The sequence below is a fragment of the Cutibacterium sp. LaCa_286 genome (genome assembly GCF_057198075.1).
The window spans coordinates 2,112,062-2,134,561 of record NZ_CP191091.1 but is presented as its reverse complement, the minus strand read 5'-3'; the positions used below and the strand labels follow the sequence as shown (position 1 = coordinate 2,134,561).

Sequence of the window (22,500 nt, the reverse complement as noted above, 5' to 3'; positions counted from 1 at the left end):
TCGTGCCACCACGGTGATGGGAATGCCACCCCCCGTGTCATTTTTCGACGGTGAGCTGGCCAGTCGAGCTTTCCCCGTTCGGGGCCACTCCATGGAGTGGTCCCGAATCATCCCCGCATCACGACTGCGTTGACTCTGGTTGCTGGGCCCACCATGCCTTCAAGGCTTTCTCGGCCTGGTCGGTAGTGTGAGGCCCCTCCTCAATGCGTAGATTGAGCAGGAATTTGTAGGCCCGACCCACTACTGGCCCAGGTTTGATGCCCAGGATTGCCATGATCTGTCCACCATCCAGATCAGGTCGGGTGGCGTCCAACTCCTCCTGGGCTGCCAGCTCGGCGATGCGTCGCTCCAGATCGTCGTAGGCGAATTCCAGTCGTTCCGCTTTGCGTCGGTTGCGTGTGGTGCAGTCAGCACGGGTGAGAATGTGCAGACGCTCCAGCTGGTCGCCTGCGTCACGGACGTAACGGCGCACTGCTGAATCAGTCCATCCCTGATCGCCATATCCGTAGGAGCGCAGATGCAGTTCCACCAGGAGACACACAGCCTTGACGATGTCAGAGGGATAGTTGAGCGCTTTGAGACGCTTGCGTGCCATCTTCGCCCCAACGACGTCATGATGGTGGAAACTCACCTTGCCGCCGGGCTCGAAACGTCGAGTGGCCGGCTTGCCGATGTCATGAAGCAGAGCTGCCAGACGCCCGACCAGGTCGGGATCATGGCCCCGGCGCTTCTCCAACTCGATCGATTGGTCGACGACCGTGAGCGAATGCTCGTAGACGTCCTTGTGACGATGATGTTCGTCAGGTTCCAGACGCAGCGCGGGCAGTTCGGGCAGGACAATGCTGGCGATTCTTGTGTCAACCAGCAGCATGAGACCCTCACGGGGGGAGTCGGTAAGTAGCAGCTTGGACAACTCATCACGAACCCGCTCAGCGGAAATGATCGACATGCGGTCTGCCATTCCGGTCATGGCCGCGCGCACCTCATCGGTGACGGTGAAGCCCAGCTGACTTGTGAATCGAGCTGCACGCATCATCCGTAGTGGGTCATCAGAGAACGATCGCTGCGGCGGGAATGGTGTGCGCAGCATCCCAGATGCGAGGTCGGTGAGACCATGATGGGGATCGACGAATTCGCGGTTGGCGGCGTGCAGGGCCATCGCATTGACGGTGAAGTCTCGGCGGATGAGATCGTCATTCAGTGTGTCGCCGAAGGCAATCTCGGGTTTTCGTGAGTCTGGGCGGTACACGTCGGTGCGATAGGTGGTGATCTCCACCTGCCAGTCGTCGATCATGGCACCGATGGTGCCGAATGCCCGTCCAATGTCCCAGGTGGTCCGAGTTCGCTGTCGTAGCAGTGCCTCGATCTCGTCGGGGTGGGCATCGGTGGTGAAGTCAAGGTCGTGTCCCAGCATGCCCATGAGGGCATCGCGCACCGATCCACCTACGAGGTACAGGTCGTGTCCCGAATCGGCGAAAAGAGCACCGAGGTCCGCAATGAGTGGGGCTGACTGCCACAGACGATCCACTCTGTGCTCCAGCAACTGGGCAACAGTAAGCCCCTTCTCCTGTGCGCAGGGGCGTAGAGCGGTCAGTGAGGAAGCGATTGGCGAGGGGGGCACGTTTGCCATGGCGCACAAGTCTACCTGTTCTCGGAGGTGTCGTGGCATTTGTCATGCATGGCATGAGGACTGCTGACATTTTTGACACGGATCGAGGTAACTGGCCTCCTGCTTGGTGGGGCCACCGATGTGATCATTCAGCTGTGCCAGGATCTGGGTTCTTCCTGACAGTTCGTACTTGAGCCGCTAGATGCACTGTCTTTCGAAAACTGTCTTTCTCGGTTGTCTGAAGTCTCTCTACAGCTGGTACTTCGGTTGGGCTGACATTTTTCTCAGGGATGGGACGCTGATCGTTCTGAGCTCTTTCGATTCAGAACTGAGTAGCAGTTGCTGGAGGGAGCTACTGGGCGTCATTCTCGAAATCGTCTGGATGATCGGCGCTTTCAAAATCGTCAGCGGACTCGCTCCTGCTGGCACTCGCGCTCGGGACGTCTGCTGGCCTGTGGAACCTCGTCATGACAATGACGACCATGGCTGCAGCAGCGATGAGTACCGGCAGACTCACCAGTACCGCGAGCAGAATGATCTTTCCCATCTCATTCCCTGCCAGGTGGCTCAGAACGCTCCGCGGATGCGGGCCTCGGCGAATGCTGTCTTTGCCATCTGCCGCATCGCCCTGATGACCTCGAACTGGGTTCCGGCAACGCATTTCGTCCACACTTGGAAGGTCATCGTTCCTCCGGTGATGTCGCCGACACCCAGTACCTTTGGTTGCTCCAGGATCGAGTCTGGATATGCCTCGGCCAATTCGTCCAGTACCATGTTGAGCACCCGAGTCACCTCATCGGGATCTTCGTCGGCGTGCACAGAAATGTCGGTGAAGCTCGTTGCCCAACCCTGCGAGATGTTGCCCACCTTGAGAATTTCTCCATTGCGCAGATACCAAGCCACGCCGTTGAAATCGCGGATACGGGTCGTCCGTAGACCGACCTCCTCAACAACTCCTCCCAGCTCGTCGATGTTGACGGTGTCACCCACCCCATACTGATCCTCAATGATGATGAACAGTCCTGAGAGGAAGTCCTTGACCAAGCTCTGAGCGCCGAAAGCCAGAGCGACACCAACAATTCCGGCAGATGCCAGGATTGGACCGATCTTCACCCCAATGGTGGAGAATCCTGCGAGGATCGCAACAGTGAGAATGATCGCCACGCCCAGGTTCGACAGCAAGCCGCCGACCGTTTTGGTGCGCTGGGTCTGGCGCTCGGAGGTTTTGGGCAGCATCCGGCCCAGCCCCATGGCTTCGTCGCGTTTCTTGGCGGTGCGCAGCATGGCCGAAACGACGAGATTGACGCCCTTGCGCAGCAACCATCGCAACACAATTGCGATGGCAATGATGAGGAGGAGCTGAATGAGCGTGCTCCAAGTCAAGATTTCGGTGTGGAACTTCACTGCTGCCCTTCTGTTGACGGCGCGTTCTACTTGAGGGTATGCCACCACGTCGAGACGACAAGACCGTATCAGGGCAAGGACGGCCTGGACCCAGCCATGGTCTCCGTGCGCTGTGAGGGTGCTGAGGCTCTCCGGGAGTAGATGAGCACGGAAAGCGAAGTGGGCGAGATCATGGTTCTGCCTTTTTCGAGGTGAGCGTCGCTCGATGGGGAATGCTGCTGTCAACGGTGACTCTTCGCCAGTGACGATTTCCCACAACAGCCCCGGTGCCCAGTCACAGGAAGACCCCCATGCCAGGGGAATCGACATTTTTCGCACTGGCTTTGCCATGAGGACTGTGGCGGTTGAGTGACAAGGTGCGAGTGATAGGGCGTGACCGCTCACACCTGCTCTCCCAGGAGAAAATTGGCATTGGCATGTAAAGTTGTCCAGTGCGGATCGCCTCTCCTGTCTTCATGGGGGATAAGGGGTACAGCGTCAGCATGAGCCGGAGCGGACTTTGACATGCTTGGATGACTTTGAGGCGTTCCCCGAGAACTCAATTTCGTTCATTGACCCGTGCCAGGCGTGGTTGGCACCTCGCTCCCCGCAGGACGCATCAACATCCCACGGTCAAGAAGAATCCGGAGCTGCATCGCGCTACGACGGGATGGGAAAGGCCAAGCGGCAACAGAATTGTGTTGGTGATCTGGTCGGCATGAGGACGTGGTGCTGTGAGGTCGAGCTGATAAATGCGACCAGTTCGTGACACTATCGGTGGTATGAACGATCTTCCTGATGCAGCGGCGTCTCCTGCTGGTGGTCCTGCGGGTGATGCCTCGGCGCCAGTCAACGCGTCCGATCTACCTGAGCATCTTGCTGTCCCCTCTCAGATGCCTCCCACTGGGCCTGCTGTCGCCTCTGCAGCGATTCGTGCGATCGGGGGCCAACCTGAGACCGATGCCATGGTGGACGCCGCTGGTGATCTGCGTATCGACATGCTCAGCCTTCATGACGCCCCAGCTCCAGAATGGTGCACATGGTCGACTGTGGGCCTTCACACCATGAGCAACGAGTTGCCGCTGGAGTCGGGGGAGTCGGTCAGCGTGCCTGCCGAGCTCATGACCGTGGGGGCACCTGGCTCCGATGTCATGGGCAAGGTCTTGGGCTCGTGTGCTTTCGCTGTCATGCGGGACAACTGGCTCATGGCCCCCGGTATCGTTTTCGGCGATGTCGTCGCTCTGTACGATCCGCAGGCCACCACCCCCCACCTCATGTGGGTGCATCCATTCACTGCTGGTGGACTCGATCGCGTCGATGTGGGTGATGGGTTCTTCGTTCACTGGCTCATGGGCATGCCGATCACTGATGCTGAGCGGATCTGGCTGGAGACCAATGGTTACGACGCCTTCATCGCCAAACTGGAGAACGGTGGGGTCAACTACACCGACCTGAGACGAGACTCACTGGTCTGAGAACCGAGCTGGTGCGGTGGCTCCAGTGCATTGGGCCCCCAGGGGCGGCAGTCGCGACGGTTTTCCTTCCAACAGACTCGGTCGGCTGAGGCTCAGTTCACTGGACTCTGGTGATGGGCTTCGCCATTTCGTCGAGATTCGGATGAGGCCAGTCGGTCCAGCGAATCGGCGATTCTCTTCACGTTGTTGCGCACGTCAATGATCATCCAGAGGATGAAGGCAGCTAGGAGAATGATGAGGATGTACGTGATCAAAATGATCGCGTCCGTGGCAATGGCGCCCATGGGAAGCTCCTGATCTTGGCCTGCGGGAAACTGTCTGCATACTACACAGAGCGGCCGTACCGCTGATGAGTGCTGACGAGATCCAGTCCGCTCGAGCCTGACCGGCATAGGTCGAGGAGATCATCGGCTTTTTGACAAGTGTGGGCTGCGTCAGGAGTCCGGGGTGGGGCTTCTTCGCGGAGTGCCTTGATGCCCTCTCGGGACTCTGGCCCGAACCAAGGTGGTGTTTTCCACACCGTCTCGAGCCCCATGCTCCGGGAAGCCGTATTGAACACGTGCGGTGAGCAGTGATTGGCGCGGGTAAGCGAGATTTCTATCGGGCGAGGCAGGTACCCGGCACTGGGATGCTGCAAACGCGTTCGAGCCGGGATCTTTTGAGGAGAAGAAGCTGAGGCCGCGATTTTCTGCGGGCTGTGGGATGCAGATCTGGAAGATGGAGGGGACGTGCCTCGGCACGTCCCCTCCATCACTGAGCCTGAGCTGTCGTCAGCGTGATCCAGTTGTCAGACTCAGTCCTCGTCGGCAGCCGAGGGGTGCGTCATGTCAGCCGGGACGACCCACTTGTCGAAGTCCTCAGCGCTCATACCACCGACCGTCAGAGCGGACTCACGCAGGCTGATGCCCTCGTGGTGTGCGTTCTTGGCGATCTTGGAGGCCAGGTCGTAGCCGATGTGGCGGTTGAGAGCGGTGACCTGCATGAGGTTCTTGTCCAAGTTCTCCTTGATCTTGGCCGTGTTCGGCTCGATGCCGTAGGCGCAGTGCTCGTCGAAGGAGACGCAGGCGTCGGCAATGAGGCGAATCGACTCCAGGCAGGCGTGGGCCATGACCGGCTTGAACACGTTGAGCTGGAAGTTGCCCTGCGAACCGGCGAAGCCGACGGTCGCGTCGTTGCCGAAGACGCGGGTGGCGACCATCGTCATGGCCTCGCACTGGGTCGGGTTCACCTTGCCGGGCATGATCGACGAGCCGGGCTCGTTCTCGGGGATGAGCAGCTCACCAATGCCGTTGCGCGGGCCACAGGCGTACCAGCGCACGTCGTTGGCGATCTTCATGAGGGCGTCGGCCAGCACGCGCAACGACCCGGAGACCTGCACCAGAGCGTCATGGGCGGACAGGTTCGCGAAGAGGTTGTCGGCCTGCTTGAAGTCCAGACTGGTCTCATCGGAGACGTGCTTGGCAACGGTGACGCCGAACTTGGGGTGGGCGTTGAGGCCGGTACCCACGGCAGTGCCGCCGATGGCCAGTTCACGGGCACGCGAGTCAGCGTAGCGGATGCCATCCAGCGCGAAGTCGATCTGGGCGACCCACCCGCTGATGACCTGCCCCAGACGGATCGGGGTGGCGTCCTGCAAGTGGGTGCGACCCACCATGACGACGTCGTCGTACTCCTTGGCCTTCTTGTCCAAGGTGTCACGAAGCTGGGTGACGGCCGGGTAAAGACGCTCGTTGATGGCTGTGACGACGGCGATGTGCATCGCGGTGGGGAAGGTGTCGTTGGACGACTGGCCACGATTGACGTGGTCGTTGGGGTGCACCGGGGCCTTGGATCCCAGCTCACCGCCGGCCAGTTCGATGGCGCGGTTGCTGATGACCTCGTTGGTGTTCATGTTCGACTGGGTGCCGGAGCCGGTCTGGAAGACGACCAGTGGGAACTCGGCGTCGAGCTTGCCGGCAATGACCTCGTCAGCAGCCTTGACGATGAGGTCTGCCACGTCGCCCGGGAGCTCACCGAGCTCCTTGTTGGCCAGGGCGGCGGATTTCTTCAGAGTGCCCAGGGCACGAATCATGTCGCGTCCCCACACGAAGGTGTCGCGGCCGATCTCGAAGTTGTGGAGGGAGCGCTCGGTCTGGGCTCCCCAGTAGTGGTCTGCAGGCACGTCAATGGTGCCCATGCTGTCTTTTTCAGTACGCATCTCTGCCATGAGCCAAGCCTACTTGGCAACGAAGTGATTGGGGCCAGCGGGTGGCGGGATTTTTGATCAGGGACGTACGGCGATGAGGGGGCATCCTCGTGAGTTGCTCTGCGGGATGAGGACTTGTGTCGAAGCAGCTCTGCCCCATCCGACCAGATTCGGGCGTTGGCTCCAATAAGCCCGATCGACGGTGGCAGGGGCACCACAACTTTCCTCACCTCACAAAAGTGTCGCTCGGAGCGCAGCAGGTGATGCAATGTGCATGGAACCCGCCTGGACTGACAATTTTCGAGCTTCATCTGCTGGGTTCGGCTGCAGGATCTGGGGTCGTCACCCATCAGACTGGGTTGATGAGGTTTGCTGAGTCAATGAGGCTTGTCCCCTGTGAACTCGAGGCCATGCCGGTCACAGCTCCTGGCTGAGATCGCACAGCCAAAGCTCCGAAAACGACCTGTGGAAAAGCGTCCTCACCTGGGTGTCTTTTCCACAACCAGAGTGAAAGGTGCCGCTTTTGGGGACGCTGCAACGAAAAATAGTACATGGAACTTGTTGACATTCTTGAAACCAACGGTGGTGTGGCGAAGATCAGTTCGGTAGGTCGAGTGGCGCGTCAGGCACGGCAGGCAGTGCGCGAGGGATGGGCAGTCAGGCCGTTGCCCAGAATCATCATGACGAATGTCGCCGCCAGAAAACCTGAGTCATGGATCCGCGCTGTGATGCTGTGGAGACCTGACGCAGTGTTCACCGGTCGGGCAGCCCTGTATCTTTCCGGGCTGCGTGAGTTGGAGCTCACCGTGGTTGATGTCGTCATCCCACACGTGATGCCAAGGCTTCCGCGGCGACGGTGGTTGAGGTTCCACCGCTCAGGTTGTGAACCAGTGGTTGGTGACCGAAACATGATCCGCACCACCCACGCCTACACCTGTCTGCGTCTTGCGCTGATGGGCGACTGGGAAGCAGCTACTGCATGCCTACGTGCAGGTCTCGTCGCCCCGGACGACTTGCGTGAGGCTCGCCCCAGGGTCGCGCGAAAAGCTCCGGCAGCAGTTGTCAGGCGAGTTCTCAGACAGCTTCTCGATGAGCCCTGGTCCGTAGCTGAGCATGAGCTGCACAGCCTGCTTCGACATCACCGGATCAGCGGCTGGAAGGCAAACAAGCGACTGTGGATCAATGGCAGGGTCGTGTTCCCCGACCTGTGGTTCAAGTACGAAAAGGCGATCGTTGAGGTGGACGGTTACGCCTTTCACGGCAGGCGTAGGGATTATGAAGCCACGGCCAGGCGTCATGCTTTGCTCGGAGGAGCAGGGTGGCGGGTTGTTCGGGTGACGCCGGCGATGATTCGTGATGAGCCGGGACTGGTGCTCGATGCCATCAGATCGGTCATCTGGAGTCGCCACCGAGGGATCCCTGTCTCAGTGTGACGCAGGTTGAGACTTCCCGCAGCTAGTCATGACGATGCCACGAAACGGCATAGGTGGAGATGGGCCCTTGCCCACGTTGCGATGTGAATTTTCATCGGGGACACAGGAATTAGCAGCATCGCTGCTCGGCTGAGGTAGGTGTCCCGCATGTCAAAATGAGGGCTGCTAAACAAGCACGGTGAATTGTGGCCCAATCGTCTTCGTCATGGGCTGCACGACGGGTCTGGCTGGTGATGGACAGATCCAAGTACTGTGCTGCCACTGATACTGGCGTGGCTCCTCAGGTGCGAAAAATGTCAGGAGACAGTGGCAAGAGTCATCATGGTGAAGGCGATACAGTCCTCCTGAGGTTTCACCTCTGTCTCGGAATGCACCTTCACGGTGCTGCACCTGTACGCGTCTTCACCGGGATATTCAAAGGTTCCCCAAGGACCTCGCATCACCGACGAGGAGCCTTCCCCACTGCACCATGACGGTGATCCTGGGAAGTGATCAATGCCCACCCTGCCCAGGCAATTCCTACGGTGACGGCAACCAGCGGTATGACGATGCTTTTCGGACGGGTGAGTTCCAAGGCGAAGGCGATGGCAAAAAGGGGAGCTCGTTGCGTCATGGCGAGGACTCCGGCTGCACCAGCAATGACGAGGGCCACGGTCTCACCCGAAGTGGCACCGGTCAGTACCCCCAGCAATGCTCCTGTGGAGCCGCCGATGGCCAGTGATGGAGTGAGCAAGCCACCTGCTGCTCCTGAGGTCAAGGACACACTTGTGGCAAGAAGCTTGGCCACGAGAAAGGTTGCGGCAAGCTGCCACGTGAGACGAGTGCCCAGCAGCGTCCCCATCATGATCTGGCCATTCCCTGGAACCTGTGGGACCAGTAGTGCAATCCCAGCTACGATCACTCCTCCCAGTGGCACTGTCCAGTAGAGATGATGTGCTTTCGGGTTCACCCTCTTGGCATGAGAGAACACCATGCCGGCAAGTGGTCCCACCAGGAGCACGGCTAGTCCGAGCAGCGCTACTCGACCCCATGTGCCCCAGCCGGCGGTTTCCGCCGGGCCTGGGATATACGTCGGAGCGTTGTGGTTGGTGAGCCAGGCCATCGCTGTGGCGAGCAGGGAGACGGTGGTGCAGATTGCTATCTGCTGCCACCCTTGCCTGGTGCGGGGATTGGGTCGAAGGGTCAGCTCGAGGGCATATAAGGCTCCTGCGAAGGGCACGTTGTAAACGGCTGCCAGCCCGGCCCCCGTGGCAGAGGCAATGAGGGTTCGGCGTAGCGGAAAATCTGCCTCACATACTTCGGCAATCCATTGGGCGCTCACAGCGGCAAGCTGACGGGGTGCCGCTTCACGTCCCAAGGAGCTGCCGGATCCCACGATGATGAGCTGGGCAAAAGCATCGATGAGCTGAACGAGGGGGTCGAGACGACGAGGCTGCTTGGCATCAAGGGTGGCTCTCACCGTCACGACTTCGCGGCGTCGTAAAAATCCCCATGCCAGGCCTGCCATTGCAGCTCCTATGACGGGAGCGCAGAGACGACGCCAGAATGTGACTTCACCGATGCCGGATGTGCTGGTGGAGACATGGCGACCGAAGGCCAGAACCTCAATGGCGATGTTGATTCTGCCGAGTAGCCCGCCAACCACTCCTGAGCTCACCCCTGTGAGGAGTATCGCCATGATCACCATCACCGTGTGTTGCAGACGGTGTGAGGGGGGAATTGGTTTGTCAAAAGCCGCTCCAGAACCTTTTCTGGGGGCGGAGGAGGCCGTGGAACGCGGGTCCTTGGCAGGTTCGAGACGCCCATCGGCATCGGTGAGGCCGGTTATCGGGATTTTTCGTTCGTCGTGGGCGTCACCACGAGGCGCTTGATCTCCGTCAGCCATGTCTGAGCCTCCACTCGGCCGGGAAAAATTCGCCAACGCCCATCCCCACGGCGCGAGGCTACAGCAGGTCAAGCCCGCAGCGTTGGGATCGTCAGCATTCGACCTAGCAGGAGGCTTTCATGGGAGAAATCTCCGCCTCAACAGACCGTAAGGGTGCTCATCGGACAGGCCTGCTCCTGCGAGTCCTGGGGAGGATCGTCCCATCCCTACTTGGCAGGTGCGCGAAAAACGTCGGCTGATCCATGCGAGCTGCTGTTGAGGAGGCCTTCACTCAGCTTCGTTGCTCAAATGGAATCCAGTCCCTGACGTCGCAACCGGTGTAGATCTGACGTGGACGCCAGATCTTCTCACTGCCAGTGACTTGCTCGCGGTACTGGGCAATCCAGCCGGGGAGCCTTCCAATGGCAAAAAGCACTGTGAACATGTTGAGGGGGAACCCCATGGCCTCGTAGATGAGGCCAGAGTAGAAGTCGACGTTGGGGTAGAGCTTGCGTTCCTTGAAGTAGTCATCGTTCAGCGCGGTCTCCTCAAGTTCCTTGGCTATTTCCAGAAGGTCTTTGCGCCCGGTTTGCAGTTTCAGGATCTCGTCGGCGTGCTTTTTGATGATTGCGGCGCGGGGATCATAGTTGCGGTAAATGCGGTGGCCGAAGCCCATGAGCTTGACGCCGTCCTCACGGTTCTTGACCTTTTCGACGAATTGCTTGGTCGTGAGGTCGTTGTCACGAATGAACTGGAGCATCTCGACGACGGCCTGGTTGGCTCCGCCGTGTTTGGGGCCGGACAGAGCATTGACTCCGGCGGCGACGGCGGCGTGCAGGTTGGCGCCTGACGAGGCGACCATCCGTACCGTTGAGGTGGAGCAGTTCTGCTCGTGGTCGGCGTGCAGGATGAGCAGCACCTCCAGGCCTTGTGTGATCGCCTCGTTGAACTCATAGGGTTCGGTGGGGAATCCGAAGCTCATCCGGATGAAGTTCTCGACGTAGCCCAAGGAGTTGTCCGGATACAGGGTCGGCTGTCCCATGGAGTTCTTGTAGGCAAATGCTGCCAAGGTGGGGACCTTGGCCAACAAGCTCAGGGTTGCCTTGTTCAAGCTGTCCAGATCTTTTTCGGCAGTGCTGCCGGAGAAGGTGGAAAGAGCCATGATCCCGGCTGAAAGCACCGGCATGGGGTGGGATCGGCGTGGGAAGCAACGGAAGAGGTCGCGCATTCGCTCATCAATGAGAGTCTTGCGCCGGATGGCCTCTTCAAAACTGTTGAGTTCGGAGGTGGTTGGCAGGTCGCCGTACAGGACGAGGAAGGCGGTTTCCAGGAAGGACGCGTGCTCGGCAAGTTGTTCAATGGGGTATCCGCGGTAGCGCAGAACGCCGTTGTTGCCGTCGATGTAGGTGATCTCGGATTCGCACGAAGCTGTGTTGACGAACCCGGGGTCAAGCATGACGTTGCCGGTGCTCCTGAGCAGACCAGCTACGTCATAGCCGGTTTGACCATCGGTGGCTTGAACCTTTGGAAGGTTGAGATCCTTGTCATCGTCGACAAAACGCGCGGTCTCGGTCATGACATTCCTTTCCGGGGTGCGCTGTCGCTGTTTCCCATGCCAGGGTCTGGCAGTCGTGCACAGCTGCCGCATCCCTTGCCGCAGCCAAGGTGTGGGCGGCGATCGCCCCCGCACCGTGAGTGACTTTCGTCACTCTCCTTCACGACTATTGTGAATATTTTCACAAAAAAGATTACGGGTTTCTGGTGGTCTGTCCAGCTGTTCTGCTCAAGGCAGGAACCTGGTCATTGTAGATACCAGGTTCGGCAGGTCTGGCGGCGAGGATCCTGACGAGATTCGGTACCAAGGCGGCACGAGGTGAACAAAAATGTCAGCAGGGAGCTGAGGCCGTCGACCAAGGTCCTGAGACCACATGGGCGTGACAAAAATTGACGGCAAGCACAGCTGCAAGTAGCAGCAAACCAGGCAGCAGTGACTCTAGGGAAAGAGCGTGAATGTTCGAGCATCATGGCCCAGGCGGCGCTGTGACGGCCACCGGGGGCGATCAGACTGTCGAATGTGTCAGCGGGTCCCGTGGGGGCGGCACGCTCGGAGATGGCAGGCGATCCTCCGGAGGGCTAATGGAAATGCCTTTCGGGCTCAAAGGTTCAGAGGACACCAGTACAGGGGGATGGAACGCTGTGAGCCCAGCTTGACGATCAAGCTGGGCGGCGAGCAGTACAAACAGGGGGGTGGAGGCTGCCGCCCCGGGTGTGGGAGGCAGACTGCCCATAGCCGTCCCGGGGTGACAAGCAGTCAAGCAGGGGTGGGGACTGCCGTGACAGCCCCCACCCCCACAAAAATTGAGGCGTTACCTCACCCCAGTACGGTGTATTTGACGTTCACCACTCCAGCCCCGGTTGAGGCGATCTGCGAGAAAGCAGCACGCGAGAGATCCAAGCAACGTCCGGCCACGTAGGGTCCGCGGTCGTTGACTCGCACAACGACGGATTTGCCGTTGGCGGGATTGGTCACCCTGACTCGGGTGTTGAATGCCATCGTCTTGTGGGCAGCGGTGAGATCGTTTGTGTTGAATCGCTCACCGTTGGCCGTCATCTGATCCTCGTCGTAGTAGGAGGCCGAGCACTGGCCAGTGATGGCCCCCCTGGACGTACTACGTGATGGGGTGGACTTCTTGGAGGTAGCAGGCTTGGCCTTCTTTGTCGCAGGCTTGTGCTTCTGCTTGTGGGCGGCTGGCTTGGAAGTGGCCAAGTACCGACTGGTCACCCATCGCGACTGTCCTGATACGACGATCTCTGCTCGACCATTGCGCACAGTTCCGGTGATCTTGACGGTTTTCCCTCTGGAGATCTCGCCAGAGTGTGAAGAACCGGTAGCGGCATCCCATACGTTCAGCGTGGTGGTCGCGAAGCGGGTTCCGGTGATCGACGGGGTCTTTGGCTTGGCAGGCTTCTTGGCTGTGTGCTTGGTGGTCGCCTTCTTCACGTGCTTGGCGGGAGCCTTGGGCGCGTGTTTCGCCGGAGCGGATGAACTCAAGTATTCCTCGGCGACCCACCCGGTGCCGTCACTTGTTGTCACCTGAGCCCAGGTTCCCGACATGGTCCCGGTCCGGGCCACCTTCGTGCCCTGCGGCAGTACTCCCTTCACCTTGTCCTTGGTGGACGGGTTGGTTCGCAGGTTGAGTCGATCGGTGGTCCACGCAGCGCCTGTCGGCCCAGACTTTGTGGACTCCTTGGCTGGGGCGGGAGTGGCGGCTTTGCCAGGGCTGGTGCTCTGGGTCGGCTTCGCGGCGGGAGCAGGAGTTGCGCTCGAGCTGGCCGAGGCGGATGGGGTCGGCGTTGTCATCCCCGATGCCTTGGTTGGTTTCTCAGTCGGTGCGCTCTGGTGTGCAGGGTCACCAGTCTCGGTGGGCTTCGCGGACGAAGACGGCGATGGGTTGACTTGGTGCGTCGATTTGCTGTGTTCTGCAGGAGTGACCAGTGCAGAGTTGTTGCGAGACGTAGCTGCCTCAGCTGGCCGGGCTTTTGGTGTCGTCGGCTTGACGCTCTGCTTCTTGCTGTCGTTGACGGCAGAGCTGTGGGGTTTGCGCTCGTGGTGCGACGCTTCCGTCCTGGCGTGTTTTCTTGCCCGGGGAGGCTCAGCAGTACGTCCTGAAGTCGACAGGTAGTCGCTGAACACCCATCCGGTGGCGTCCCCGACCCGGACCTTGACCCATCGGCCTGCCGTCGTCCCGGTGAGGTGGACACGGGTGCCGCGGGGGAGCACCTGCTTGATTGGCGTGCTCATCGACGGGCCGACGCGGAAGTTGAGATTCGCCGTGGTGGTACGTGAGCCCTGTCGGCCATTCTTCGTCACGATGGGGTTGGCCGAGTCAGGAGTGTCCAGGTAGGCCCGGAAGATGTAGCCGGAGTGCCCGTTGAACCGTACCGGCGTCCACCCCATGACGTCAGCTCCAGTGACGTGGACGCGGCGTCCCTTGGGCAGTACACCGATCGGCTTGCCGGAGTTGGCGGGAGCATCACGTACGAACACGTCTGCAGTGGCCTGCTTGGTGGCCGTGGTCGCCTGAGCAGAGGCCCCCATTGCTGCTGGCATGACGCCGACACAGGTGGCAGTGAGGGCTGCAGTGGCGGCGAATCCGCGCAGAGCATGCATGGATCGGTTCACGGTGGATTCCTCTCGGCCCGGGACGCCGTACGGGTACGGCACGAACTGAACGGTGGGCACATTAAGTGTGTGCGCGGGCCGAGTCCAGAGAAGTTGAGAGTTGCTCAACGCCGTCTCAGCTGGTTCTCAGGCTTCTGAGGAGCGGGAAACCCTGTTGTGATGCCATTCAGTGGGATCGAGAAATGATCGACCCCCAACTCTGAAGTCAGGCTTCAGGTTGAGGGTTCTCAGGCCTTGAGGCAGAGCGTTGTGTGGAGAACGCGAGTACTCGTCCACGCAACATGTGAATCAGACGGCGCTGAGTTTTTGCCATCCGGCCCAGTCGTAGACCCAGCAGCCGATGCCTTCCTCGGGTTTGAAGTGCCGGTTCGAGCCAGTTGTCTCGACGATGTCGCCTGCCCGGCAGGTCTTGAACAGCCATTTGGCGTCGTCCGTTGCCAGGCCCACGCACCCGTGCGAGACGTTTGCCCTGCCCTGTGAGCGCGAGGACCACGGTGCGGCGTGGATGAACTCACCGGTGTAGGTGATGCGCAAGGCCCACTTCACTTCAAGGTTGTAGTACTCCGAGCTGCCCGGGGAGATCCCGATCGTCGAGGCATCCATGACCTTGTCTGCTTCACGCTCGATGATGACCTTGGTGCCTGAACGGGTGATGAAGCCGCTCTTGCCCGTCGTGCAGGGCATGGAGCGCGCCTTCTTGCCATCAATGAAGACGTCAAGGCGATGGTCACTAGTGGAAATCTTCACGACGCGCGACTTGCCGATACCGAACTTGCCGGTGAGATTGTTGAGCAGCCACCGGTTGCTGGCTGTCTTGAGGCCGCCGAAGTCGCCCTTCACCGACACTTTTGTGCCGGGCTTCCAGTACTGCTTGGGGCGCCACATGAGATGGGTGCCATCAAGCCATCCCCAGGACCCTTCCTGCTCGGGGCTGACCTCGATCGTCATGGCCTTTTCGATGGCAGCACGTTTGTCCTTGTCGACGACGTCGTGATTGAAAAGGATGATGACCGGCATACCGATCCCCGCGTCGTCCATGTCCTCGTAGAGGATGTTCCCGGCATTGCCCTCCCCCTTGACAGTGGAAATCGACGTGACGAGGGGTTTGGGGGCAGGCAGGGACGGGTCTGCATTGGCCAGGGTGGTGTGGACCTCGTAACTCCTGCTTGGGCGGAACGGATGCTTCGGTTTCCAGACGCCGTCGGTGAAAGTGCCTTCGACGTCCTCCTTGTCGGCATTCGTGACGGTGATTTTGTCCACAGAGCCGTTGGTGACGGTGAAGGTGAGCGAATCTCCGGGCTCAACTTCGGTGAGCGGGTGCTCAGCAGACAGGTTGAGTGAAGCAGGTGTGGGGGTTGGGGTTGGGGTCTGGGCCTCCTTGTCTGCGGATCGTCCGTTGAGCGAGTCAGGTGAGGGTGCACAGCCAGCGATCACGGCACTGCTGACGAGAGCAGATGCAGTCAGCATGGAACGGCGACTGAGTGGAGATGGTGTGGGCACGTGTCTTCCCCTGGGGATGATGAGCAGACAGGAGATTTCGCAGATTGTTGCGAAATGAACTCAAGCCATGGTAGGCGAGATGACGACGAGATTGAAAATTGTCTCACTGCAATACGCTGGCTGCTCCTCGCGTGACGCCACGGAGCCTCGGGCGACGTTTTTGTCACGGCGTCAAGCGCTCATTGGTAGCAATTCTGCTTCACTACGAAGGCGAGGCTGATGAGTGCGGTCGAAAAGCTGATCAGTCCTGGGATGATCGATGGGCGGTTTGATGAGTGGCTCTGTTGGGGTGATGGAGAGCATCCACCCACAACAACTGTTTCCTGACGTGTGGCTCCACTGTGTCCAAAAGTGTCAGCAGAAGGGGCTTCTGTGCACTGGCATGGTGCTGTCCCCGTGCGGGTGACATTTTTGGCAGGCAGGCCGGACAGAAGCAGATCACGATTCCAGATGGCGGGGAATCAGTGATGCTTGTGCAGGGGGCGTTGCCGTCACAGGGCGCCAACGTCGAGAAGCCTTGGAGGAGTGTCAAGACGTCTTGGAGGAGTTCTGACGGGGAGATGACGTTTTTACCTTGGAGGAGTGTCAAGACGTCTTGGAGGAGTTCTGACGGGGAGATGACGTTTTTACCGAGACCTGCGATGCAGATTCAGCAGCGGTTGGGTATGCCAGTAGTAACGGTGCTGCTGTGCCCAAGCAGCTGACATTTTTGCCGAGGGAATCCTCTGGGTTCCGAGTGGACTCGTGGGTTGCTGGTGATCGGACGAGACTCTACCTGGGGCCCTTGACCAGATGCCATGACACAGCTGAGCTGCCGGTGGCACGGCCATCGGCAGCCCAAAAGTGTCACGTGATGGCAGCCCACGCTCAAGACGGTGAGTCCCCCCGGAACAGCTGACGTCAGTTAACGGGGCGATCCACTCTCTGACTCATCTGGACGCAGCAGGCCACTGTCTGGAGTGCTTGCTGCTGGCTGCTGGTTCAGTGAGCACTGGTCCACTTCGCCGACATGGTCGTCTTGTGTGATTGACGACTGAGGAGTTATCTCCCATCCTCCTCCTGAATCTCGTCATGGGACTCATCGCCAAGGTCTTGTGCCTTGCCAGAGCCCCGACGGTTCTTCTGGGTGGCCTTGTTTGCGTGGTATTCGTCCACGTGCTGACGCACCTTTTCGGCTTCGCGGATCCGCTCGGCGTCGTAGTCGATCGGAACCGCTGTGGATCGAGTCTCGCGCAGAGCGCGGTACATGAGTGCCAGGAAGAGCACCCAGACCGGGGCGGCGAGCAGCGCCATGCGGGACTCCTTGTTCATCGCCAGCATGACGACGATGACGGCGAAGAACACCAGCCCGGCCCACGACATGAACCGCCCGGCCGGCATCTTGAAGTTGGACTCCGCGTGGCGCTCGGGGTACTTGCGCAGGTAGCACAGGTACGACACGAGGATGAGTCCCCACACCGACAGGTACAGCACCGAGGAGACGCCGGCGACAAGGCTGAATGCATCCATCACCGAGTCGGAGAGCATCACGAGGATGATCGACGGTGAGATGCAGAAGGCGGTGAGGATGAGGGCATTGCGTGGGATGTGACGATCGGACAATTTGGCGAACACCGAGGGGGCGTTCTTCTCACGCGCCAACCCGTACATGACTCGCGAGGTCGAGAACACACCGGAGTTGGCCGAAGAGGCCGCCGAGGTGAGAACGACGAAGTTGACGATGTGGAAGGCGATGAGCACGCCGATGAAGCTGAACATCTCCACGAACGGCGACTTGTCGGGGTCGATGAGGTCCCATGGCTGCACCGACATGATGACGCCCAAGGCCAGTACGTAGAAGATGATCACACGCGCTGGGATGGAGTTGATGGCTCGAGGCAGGTTGTGCTCCGGGTTGGCAGTCTCAGCAGCAGCGGTACCAGCCATCTCGATGCCCTGGAACGAGAAGATGGCGATCTGGAAGCCAGCCACGAATCCCATGAATCCCGTGGGGAAGAAGCCACCGCGATTCCACAGGTGGGCGATGCTTGCTGGCGGCGCGCCGGCAACCGGGGGTTGGAAGGAGGTGATGGCCAGGTAGCCGCCGACCAGGATGAGCGCCACGATGGTGACGATCTTGATCATGGCGAACCAGAACTCCATCTCGCCGAAGATCTTCACTGCCACCATGTTGAGTCCGGTGAGTAGGACGACGACAACGAGGGCTGGTATCCACTTGGGCTGGTTGGGGAACCATTCCGCGAGATAGCCGGTGATGGCCGTCGTGTCGGCGATGCCGATGACGACCCAACACATCCAGTAGGTCCAGCCAATGTAGAAGCCTGCCCACGGGCCGATGAGGTCGGTGGCGAAGTCTGCGAACGACTTGTAGGCCAGGTTCGACAGCAGCAGCTCGCCCATGGCTCGCATGACGAAGAACAGGAAGAACCCGATGATGAGGTAGACCAGCAGGATCGACGGTCCGGCCAAGCTGATCGTGCGGCCTGATCCGAGGAATAGGCCGGTGCCGATGGCGCCGCCGATGGCAATGAGCTGAAGGTGACGGTTCTCCAGACCCCGGGAGAGCTCAGGTGCGTCCCCGGAGTCGAGCTCCGTGGGGGTTCTCTTCCCCCTTGCGGTAGTCGTCATGGCGGTTGCGTCATGGCGTCTACCGGGATCTGGCCTTGGTGTCGTGTCTGTACTCATGTGACCTCCACGGTGAGATGGACGCGCACTTGTTGTCGCCCGGTTGGGCTGATCCCATCGGATGGGACCAGCATCGCAAGCTTACAAACGCCGATCATCACCAGCTCGTCGTTGAGGTGGCGACAAAGCGGTGGCATGCAGTCGCGATGCTGAGCGCTTGGGCTGGATATTACACGAGCTCATCTGGGTAGCCTCTGGACGCGCGATGTATTTCACTTAGTGAAACGTCATGTGAGTCAAACAAATGTGCACGGCATGAAAAGATGTGCAGGTTTCTTTTTATCGCCACCGAGTCAAGAGATGAACAAATGAAGGAACTTTGCTGGTGTCGGTCAGATGGGTGGGGCAGTGCCTGTGCTTCAGCCGCGAGGGTGCCCATCTGAGCATGCAATGGACGAGGTCCTCCTGATCCATGACTGGCAAGCGGTGCCCCATGTGGCCATGAACCTGCTGTCTGCTGTCACAGGTCGTGCGCCACAACTGCTGTGGACAATCTGCGCGGTGCACGGGGTGAGCTGTTGCAGATCGTCAGCCTGCGTGCTTTCGGCCCATGAGGCTCCAAGCTGGGTCCGGTGCCAGCTGGCACGTGATCCTTGGACAACGGCGAACCGGGACAGGGTGGTGGTCGCATGTGCTGACTGCGAGAATCATGAGGTCTGGAACTCGCGGGGTGTGGCATCCGTGGTCTGCCCGTAACGACGATTTCCGCGGCTCCGTGGCGAGGGCGACTTTTAAAAAGGTGGGTCCCGACACAACCGTGAACGCGCGTTGTTACAGTAGCAACTGTCGTGAGAATCGCTGACAGTGTTGTTGGCGGTGAATCGTCAAGGAAGAAGGACATTCTCATGAAGGTTGGTATTCCTACCGAGGTCAAGAACAACGAATTCCGCGTTGCTGCAACCCCTGCCGGCGTGAACGCTCTGGTCGACCATGGCCACGAAGTCTTGGTGCAACAGGGAGCTGGCGTTGGTTCAGCGATCAGCGACGAAGAATACGCTGCAGTTGGTGCAAAGATTGTGCCGTCAGCTGATGAAGTGTGGGACTCCTCTGAGATGATTCTCAAGGTCAAGGAGCCCATTGCTGAAGAGTACGGACGGATGCATGACGGATTGTTGCTGTTCACGTACCTTCACCTGGCTGCCGATGAGAAGCTGACTCATGAGCTGCTGGATCGCGGCGTCACCTCCATCGCCTACGAGACGGTGGAGATGGATGACCACTCCCTGCCGCTGCTTTCCCCGATGTCGGAGATTGCTGGCCGTCTGTCGACCCAGGTGGGTGCGAACTGCCTGATGCAGCCTGCTGGTGGCAATGGAACGCTGCTGGGTGGCGCCTCTGGCGTTGCCCCTGGAAAGGTCGTCGTCCTCGGTGGTGGTACTGCTGGGCTGTGCGCAGCTCGCGTTGCGGAAGGCATGGGCGCTCGAGTGACGATCTTCGACGTCAACGTGGCACGAATGCGCTACATCGAGGAGGCCTTCGGCGGCCGCATCGGAACCGAGTACTCGTCGAGCCTGTCGGTGGGCAAGGCCGTCAAGGATGCCGACCTGGTCATCGGTTCGGTGCTGGTTCCGGGTGCCCGTACGCCGCACTTGGTGAGCGATGAGATGGTGGCAACGATGAAGCCGGGTTCGGTTCTCGTTGACATCGCCATTGACCAGGGAGGCTGCTTCGAGGGATCCCACGCGACCACTCACGCTGATCCCACATTCCGTGTCCACGACTCGGTGTACTACTGCGTGGCCAACATGCCCGGTGCCGTTCCGCACACCTCGACCTACGCCCTGACCAACTCGACGATGCGCTACTGCACCCTGCTTGCCGACAAGGGCTGGAAGGATGCCTGCGGTATCCGTTCTGAGCTGGGACGTGGACTGACGACCCATGCTGGTCAGCTGTTCAGCGCCCCGGTGGGTGAGGCACTGGGCATTGAGTCCCACTGCTCCTGCGAGGTGCTGGATTGATCGCTGATGACACGACAAACAGCAGGTCAAGGATGATCTGACGCTTGTGTGCTGCTTGGATGCATGAGCTGGGGTCGGGGCTGGGTGCCCCGACCCCAGCTCCGTACTGTCAACTGCGCCAGGGGAGTCGGACCCATGTCACATTTGGGTCCGTGGTTCGAAAGACCTCAAAAACATGCAGTGCCGAATTGTCTGCGTATCTCCTTGCCCCCTATGTCCCCGCCTAACGAGTGGGATTACTCCAACCGTCTGGGTCGAGCGCCTCTCCTGTCTCGTATCCCCCGCCTTTGCCCTTGAACAGGGTCTGATATGGCTCGGTGTCGTGCCCATCCAGTGTGAGATCGGGGCGATTTTCACCCACCGGTGGTGTGACTTCTGGAACGGCTCGAGGTGTGGATGAACATTTTTGTCACGCCACACAGGTGAGAGCCACGAGAGTGCCGGAGCATTCCGGCTGCTGCTGTTTCTCGTCACGGCACAGTGCTGCGCGGTGCTCCCGTCATGCTGAGGGGGCTGGTGGGTTGGTGGAAGATGTCCCTGTGGGGCATGGCGAGTCGTCTGGCCCAACTACGAGTCGTCTGGCCCAGCTGAGGGTCATCCTGGAAAAGAAGTTGTGAGCCTGGTGGCGCGAATATCGCGTACCCGAGTGACACGGGTCGGGAAAGTTTTCAGGTGAGGCCCGCCAGAGGGTTCTACCCATGCCAAGCACGAGGTCCTGAGGGATTGAGCGTTTCCTACGGAGTGCATGTCCGATGACGGCTGTGACACCTGCAGGGGGTGGCTGGTCAGGAGGTTGCAGGTGTGTGGATGACTGGCATCTTCGAGTGCGAGGTGAGACGAGTTCGAGTGGTCCACATTGAGCATCTTGTGGGGGCCATCCCGTGACAGGCGATGAGGCTGAGTTCGCAGAAGGAACTCGGCCCCATCGTTGCTGTACCAGGTCACGAGTTGTGCCTGCGCAGGGTGTTGACTCGATGACCCGTGGCACAAAAACGTCACGACACCCAGCGTCGATCGACCCTCTTGCCTATGTCGCAGGTAATCTCATAGCTGATCGTGTCCAACTGCTCGGCAAGATCGTCGGCAGTAATGGTGTGCCCGGCCTGCTCACCGAGCAGAACCACGTCATCGCCCACCCGTGCCGTGGAATTTGGTCCCAAATCAACCATGAGCTGGTCCATGCAGATCCGCCCGACCACTGGCCGGAACTCACCGCCGATGAGTACGTGGCCACGATTCGACAGTCGTCGGGAGTACCCGTCGGCGTAACCCACCGGAATGGTTGCAATGGTCGTGCTGCGTTGGGCAGTCCAAGTGCGTCCGTAGCCCACGGTCTGTCTCGGTTCCACCTGTTTGAGGAACGAGATGTGGCTTGTCCATGACAAGGCCGGCCGCAGCCCCAACGACCCCATGGCGGGATTGGGGTTGTAGCCGTAGCTCATGATTCCTGCGCGCACCATGGTTGTGGGGCCCAGGCTCTGGCCAATGATTGCCCCCGAATTGGCCATGTGGACCACCGGTATGTTGCCGCGTCTGGCCTCCACCATCTGCACCGTGTCCACGAAATGGGCGATCTCGGCGGCTGTGAACTCCCGGCCGTCCGGGGCGTCACTGACTGGTAGGTGGGTGAACACTCCTTCCAGCCGTAGATGATCCGCTCGATCCACAGCTGCAACCATGTCGGCAAGGTGTTCCGGTTGCAGACCGATTCGTCCCATCCCGGTGTCGATGGCGACGTGCACGTTCGCGCATCTGCCCATGGCCTGAGCAACCTCGTTGGCCTGACGCACGGTCCGCTCGTCTGCAACGGTGAGGCGTACCCCATAGAGGATGGCTGTCTCGAGATTGCCGGGATCTGCCGGGGAGAACTTGAGGATGGGAAGGTGGACACCTGCTTCGACAAGTTCCTGGGCCTCTGCAACCGTGGCCACCCCGAGCCAGTCTGCGGCGCCGGTCTGCTGGACATGACGTGCCACCTGCACGGCGCCGTGACCGTAGGCATCTCCCTTGACGGCCATGAGCACCTTGCGGTTGCCCACGAGATCACGTACCTGGGCCAGGTTGTGGTTGATGGCAGTGAGGTCGATGGTGGCCGTGGATGGTGCTGAGCATCGGGGCCGCCGGTGGGCGGCCGAGTCGAGCGCTGCAGCAGCTGGTGACACGGTACGTGCATCAGACCTCGCTTCCACGGCGGACGCCTTCGTGGGCATGGTGGCTCCTTC

At 60.0% G+C, this 22,500-nt stretch carries 14 protein-coding genes; 3 read left to right on the top strand and 11 right to left on the bottom strand.

Going from position 1 to position 22,500, the window contains the following annotated elements; translation table 11 throughout:
* Nucleotides 1-118 precede the first annotated feature (118 nt).
* From ACP8JZ_RS09195 to ACP8JZ_RS09185, 3 genes are all read right to left on the bottom strand, one after another.
* Nucleotides 119-1,630, bottom strand: coding sequence for a CCA tRNA nucleotidyltransferase (locus tag ACP8JZ_RS09195; protein WP_323462180.1), 1,512 nt, complete (start codon nucleotides 1,628-1,630; stop codon nucleotides 119-121).
* Between the two features lie 331 nt (nucleotides 1,631-1,961).
* Entirely contained in the window at nucleotides 1,962-2,156 is a 195-nt protein-coding gene (locus tag ACP8JZ_RS09190; RefSeq protein WP_323458339.1) for a hypothetical protein, read from the bottom strand.
* A gap of 20 nt (nucleotides 2,157-2,176) precedes the next feature.
* Complete coding sequence (locus tag ACP8JZ_RS09185) at nucleotides 2,177-2,992, bottom strand: mechanosensitive ion channel family protein (protein WP_371415834.1); 816 nt, start codon at nucleotides 2,990-2,992, stop codon at nucleotides 2,177-2,179.
* A gap of 782 nt (nucleotides 2,993-3,774) precedes the next feature.
* Between ACP8JZ_RS09185 and ACP8JZ_RS09180 the strand changes: the two genes are divergently transcribed.
* On the top strand, nucleotides 3,775-4,467 hold the full coding sequence (locus ACP8JZ_RS09180; protein ID WP_484482457.1) for a suppressor of fused domain protein: 693 nt from the start codon (nucleotides 3,775-3,777) through the stop codon (nucleotides 4,465-4,467).
* A 92-nt stretch (nucleotides 4,468-4,559) separates the two neighbouring features.
* Here the strand turns inward: ACP8JZ_RS09180 and ACP8JZ_RS09175 are convergent, their stop codons facing one another.
* Nucleotides 4,560-4,751 (bottom strand): hypothetical protein, encoded by a 192-nt coding sequence (locus ACP8JZ_RS09175; protein ID WP_021103612.1) that lies wholly within the window; start codon nucleotides 4,749-4,751, stop codon nucleotides 4,560-4,562.
* 509 nt (nucleotides 4,752-5,260) lie between these two features.
* Complete coding sequence (fumC, locus tag ACP8JZ_RS09170; RefSeq protein WP_023034632.1) at nucleotides 5,261-6,673, bottom strand: class II fumarate hydratase; 1,413 nt, start codon at nucleotides 6,671-6,673, stop codon at nucleotides 5,261-5,263.
* Nucleotides 6,674-7,203: 530 nt separating this feature from the next.
* Here fumC and ACP8JZ_RS09165 point away from each other — a divergent pair.
* Entirely contained in the window at nucleotides 7,204-8,085 is an 882-nt protein-coding gene (locus ACP8JZ_RS09165) for an endonuclease domain-containing protein (protein WP_306516700.1), read from the top strand.
* 439 nt (nucleotides 8,086-8,524) lie between these two features.
* Here the strand turns inward: ACP8JZ_RS09165 and ACP8JZ_RS09160 are convergent, their stop codons facing one another.
* The 5 genes from ACP8JZ_RS09160 to ACP8JZ_RS09140 all read right to left on the bottom strand — a co-directional run bounded on the left by ACP8JZ_RS09160 (nucleotide 8,525) and on the right by ACP8JZ_RS09140 (nucleotide 18,260).
* On the bottom strand, nucleotides 8,525-9,970 hold the full coding sequence (locus ACP8JZ_RS09160; protein WP_323458528.1) for a chloride channel protein: 1,446 nt from the start codon (nucleotides 9,968-9,970) through the stop codon (nucleotides 8,525-8,527).
* Between the two features lie 271 nt (nucleotides 9,971-10,241).
* Complete coding sequence (locus ACP8JZ_RS09155; protein ID WP_021103608.1) at nucleotides 10,242-11,525, bottom strand: citrate synthase; 1,284 nt, start codon at nucleotides 11,523-11,525, stop codon at nucleotides 10,242-10,244.
* Nucleotides 11,526-12,320: 795 nt separating this feature from the next.
* Complete coding sequence (locus ACP8JZ_RS09150) at nucleotides 12,321-14,132, bottom strand: septal ring lytic transglycosylase RlpA family protein (protein WP_306516696.1); 1,812 nt, start codon at nucleotides 14,130-14,132, stop codon at nucleotides 12,321-12,323.
* 288 nt (nucleotides 14,133-14,420) lie between these two features.
* Nucleotides 14,421-15,596, bottom strand: a complete 1,176-nt coding sequence (locus ACP8JZ_RS09145) for a L,D-transpeptidase (protein WP_484482843.1) — start codon at nucleotides 15,594-15,596, stop codon at nucleotides 14,421-14,423.
* Between the two features lie 1,077 nt (nucleotides 15,597-16,673).
* Nucleotides 16,674-18,260, bottom strand: coding sequence for an amino acid permease (locus ACP8JZ_RS09140; protein WP_306516714.1), 1,587 nt, complete (start codon nucleotides 18,258-18,260; stop codon nucleotides 16,674-16,676).
* 902 nt (nucleotides 18,261-19,162) lie between these two features.
* Between ACP8JZ_RS09140 and ald the strand changes: the two genes are divergently transcribed.
* Nucleotides 19,163-20,278: an alanine dehydrogenase gene (gene ald / locus ACP8JZ_RS09135; protein ID WP_306516694.1), complete on the top strand. Its 1,116-nt coding sequence runs from the start codon at nucleotides 19,163-19,165 to the stop codon at nucleotides 20,276-20,278.
* A 995-nt stretch (nucleotides 20,279-21,273) separates the two neighbouring features.
* Here ald and alr read toward each other — a convergent pair.
* Nucleotides 21,274-22,488, bottom strand: a complete 1,215-nt coding sequence (gene alr, locus ACP8JZ_RS09130) for an alanine racemase (protein ID WP_323458780.1) — start codon at nucleotides 22,486-22,488, stop codon at nucleotides 21,274-21,276.
* Nucleotides 22,489-22,500 lie beyond the last annotated feature (12 nt).

What these genes read in the sequence shown, in the direction of transcription:
- ACP8JZ_RS09140 (WP_306516714.1), bottom strand. Translation starts at nt 18,260, where the DNA reads ATGACGACTACCGCAAGGGGGAAGAGAACCCCCACGGAGCTCGACTCC.
- ACP8JZ_RS09190 (WP_323458339.1), bottom strand. Translation starts at nt 2,156, where the DNA reads ATGGGAAAGATCATTCTGCTCGCGGTACTGGTGAGTCTGCCGGTACTC.
- ACP8JZ_RS09180 (WP_484482457.1), top strand. Translation starts at nt 3,775, where the DNA reads ATGAACGATCTTCCTGATGCAGCGGCGTCTCCTGCTGGTGGTCCTGCG.
- ACP8JZ_RS09155 (WP_021103608.1), bottom strand. Translation starts at nt 11,525, where the DNA reads ATGACCGAGACCGCGCGTTTTGTCGACGATGACAAGGATCTCAACCTT.
- ACP8JZ_RS09195 (WP_323462180.1), bottom strand. Translation starts at nt 1,630, where the DNA reads ATGGCAAACGTGCCCCCCTCGCCAATCGCTTCCTCACTGACCGCTCTA.
- ald (WP_306516694.1), top strand. Translation starts at nt 19,163, where the DNA reads ATGAAGGTTGGTATTCCTACCGAGGTCAAGAACAACGAATTCCGCGTT.
- ACP8JZ_RS09160 (WP_323458528.1), bottom strand. Translation starts at nt 9,970, where the DNA reads ATGGCTGACGGAGATCAAGCGCCTCGTGGTGACGCCCACGACGAACGA.
- ACP8JZ_RS09165 (WP_306516700.1), top strand. Translation starts at nt 7,204, where the DNA reads ATGGAACTTGTTGACATTCTTGAAACCAACGGTGGTGTGGCGAAGATC.
- fumC (WP_023034632.1), bottom strand. Translation starts at nt 6,673, where the DNA reads ATGGCAGAGATGCGTACTGAAAAAGACAGCATGGGCACCATTGACGTG.
- ACP8JZ_RS09175 (WP_021103612.1), bottom strand. Translation starts at nt 4,751, where the DNA reads ATGGGCGCCATTGCCACGGACGCGATCATTTTGATCACGTACATCCTC.
- alr (WP_323458780.1), bottom strand. Translation starts at nt 22,488, where the DNA reads ATGCCCACGAAGGCGTCCGCCGTGGAAGCGAGGTCTGATGCACGTACC.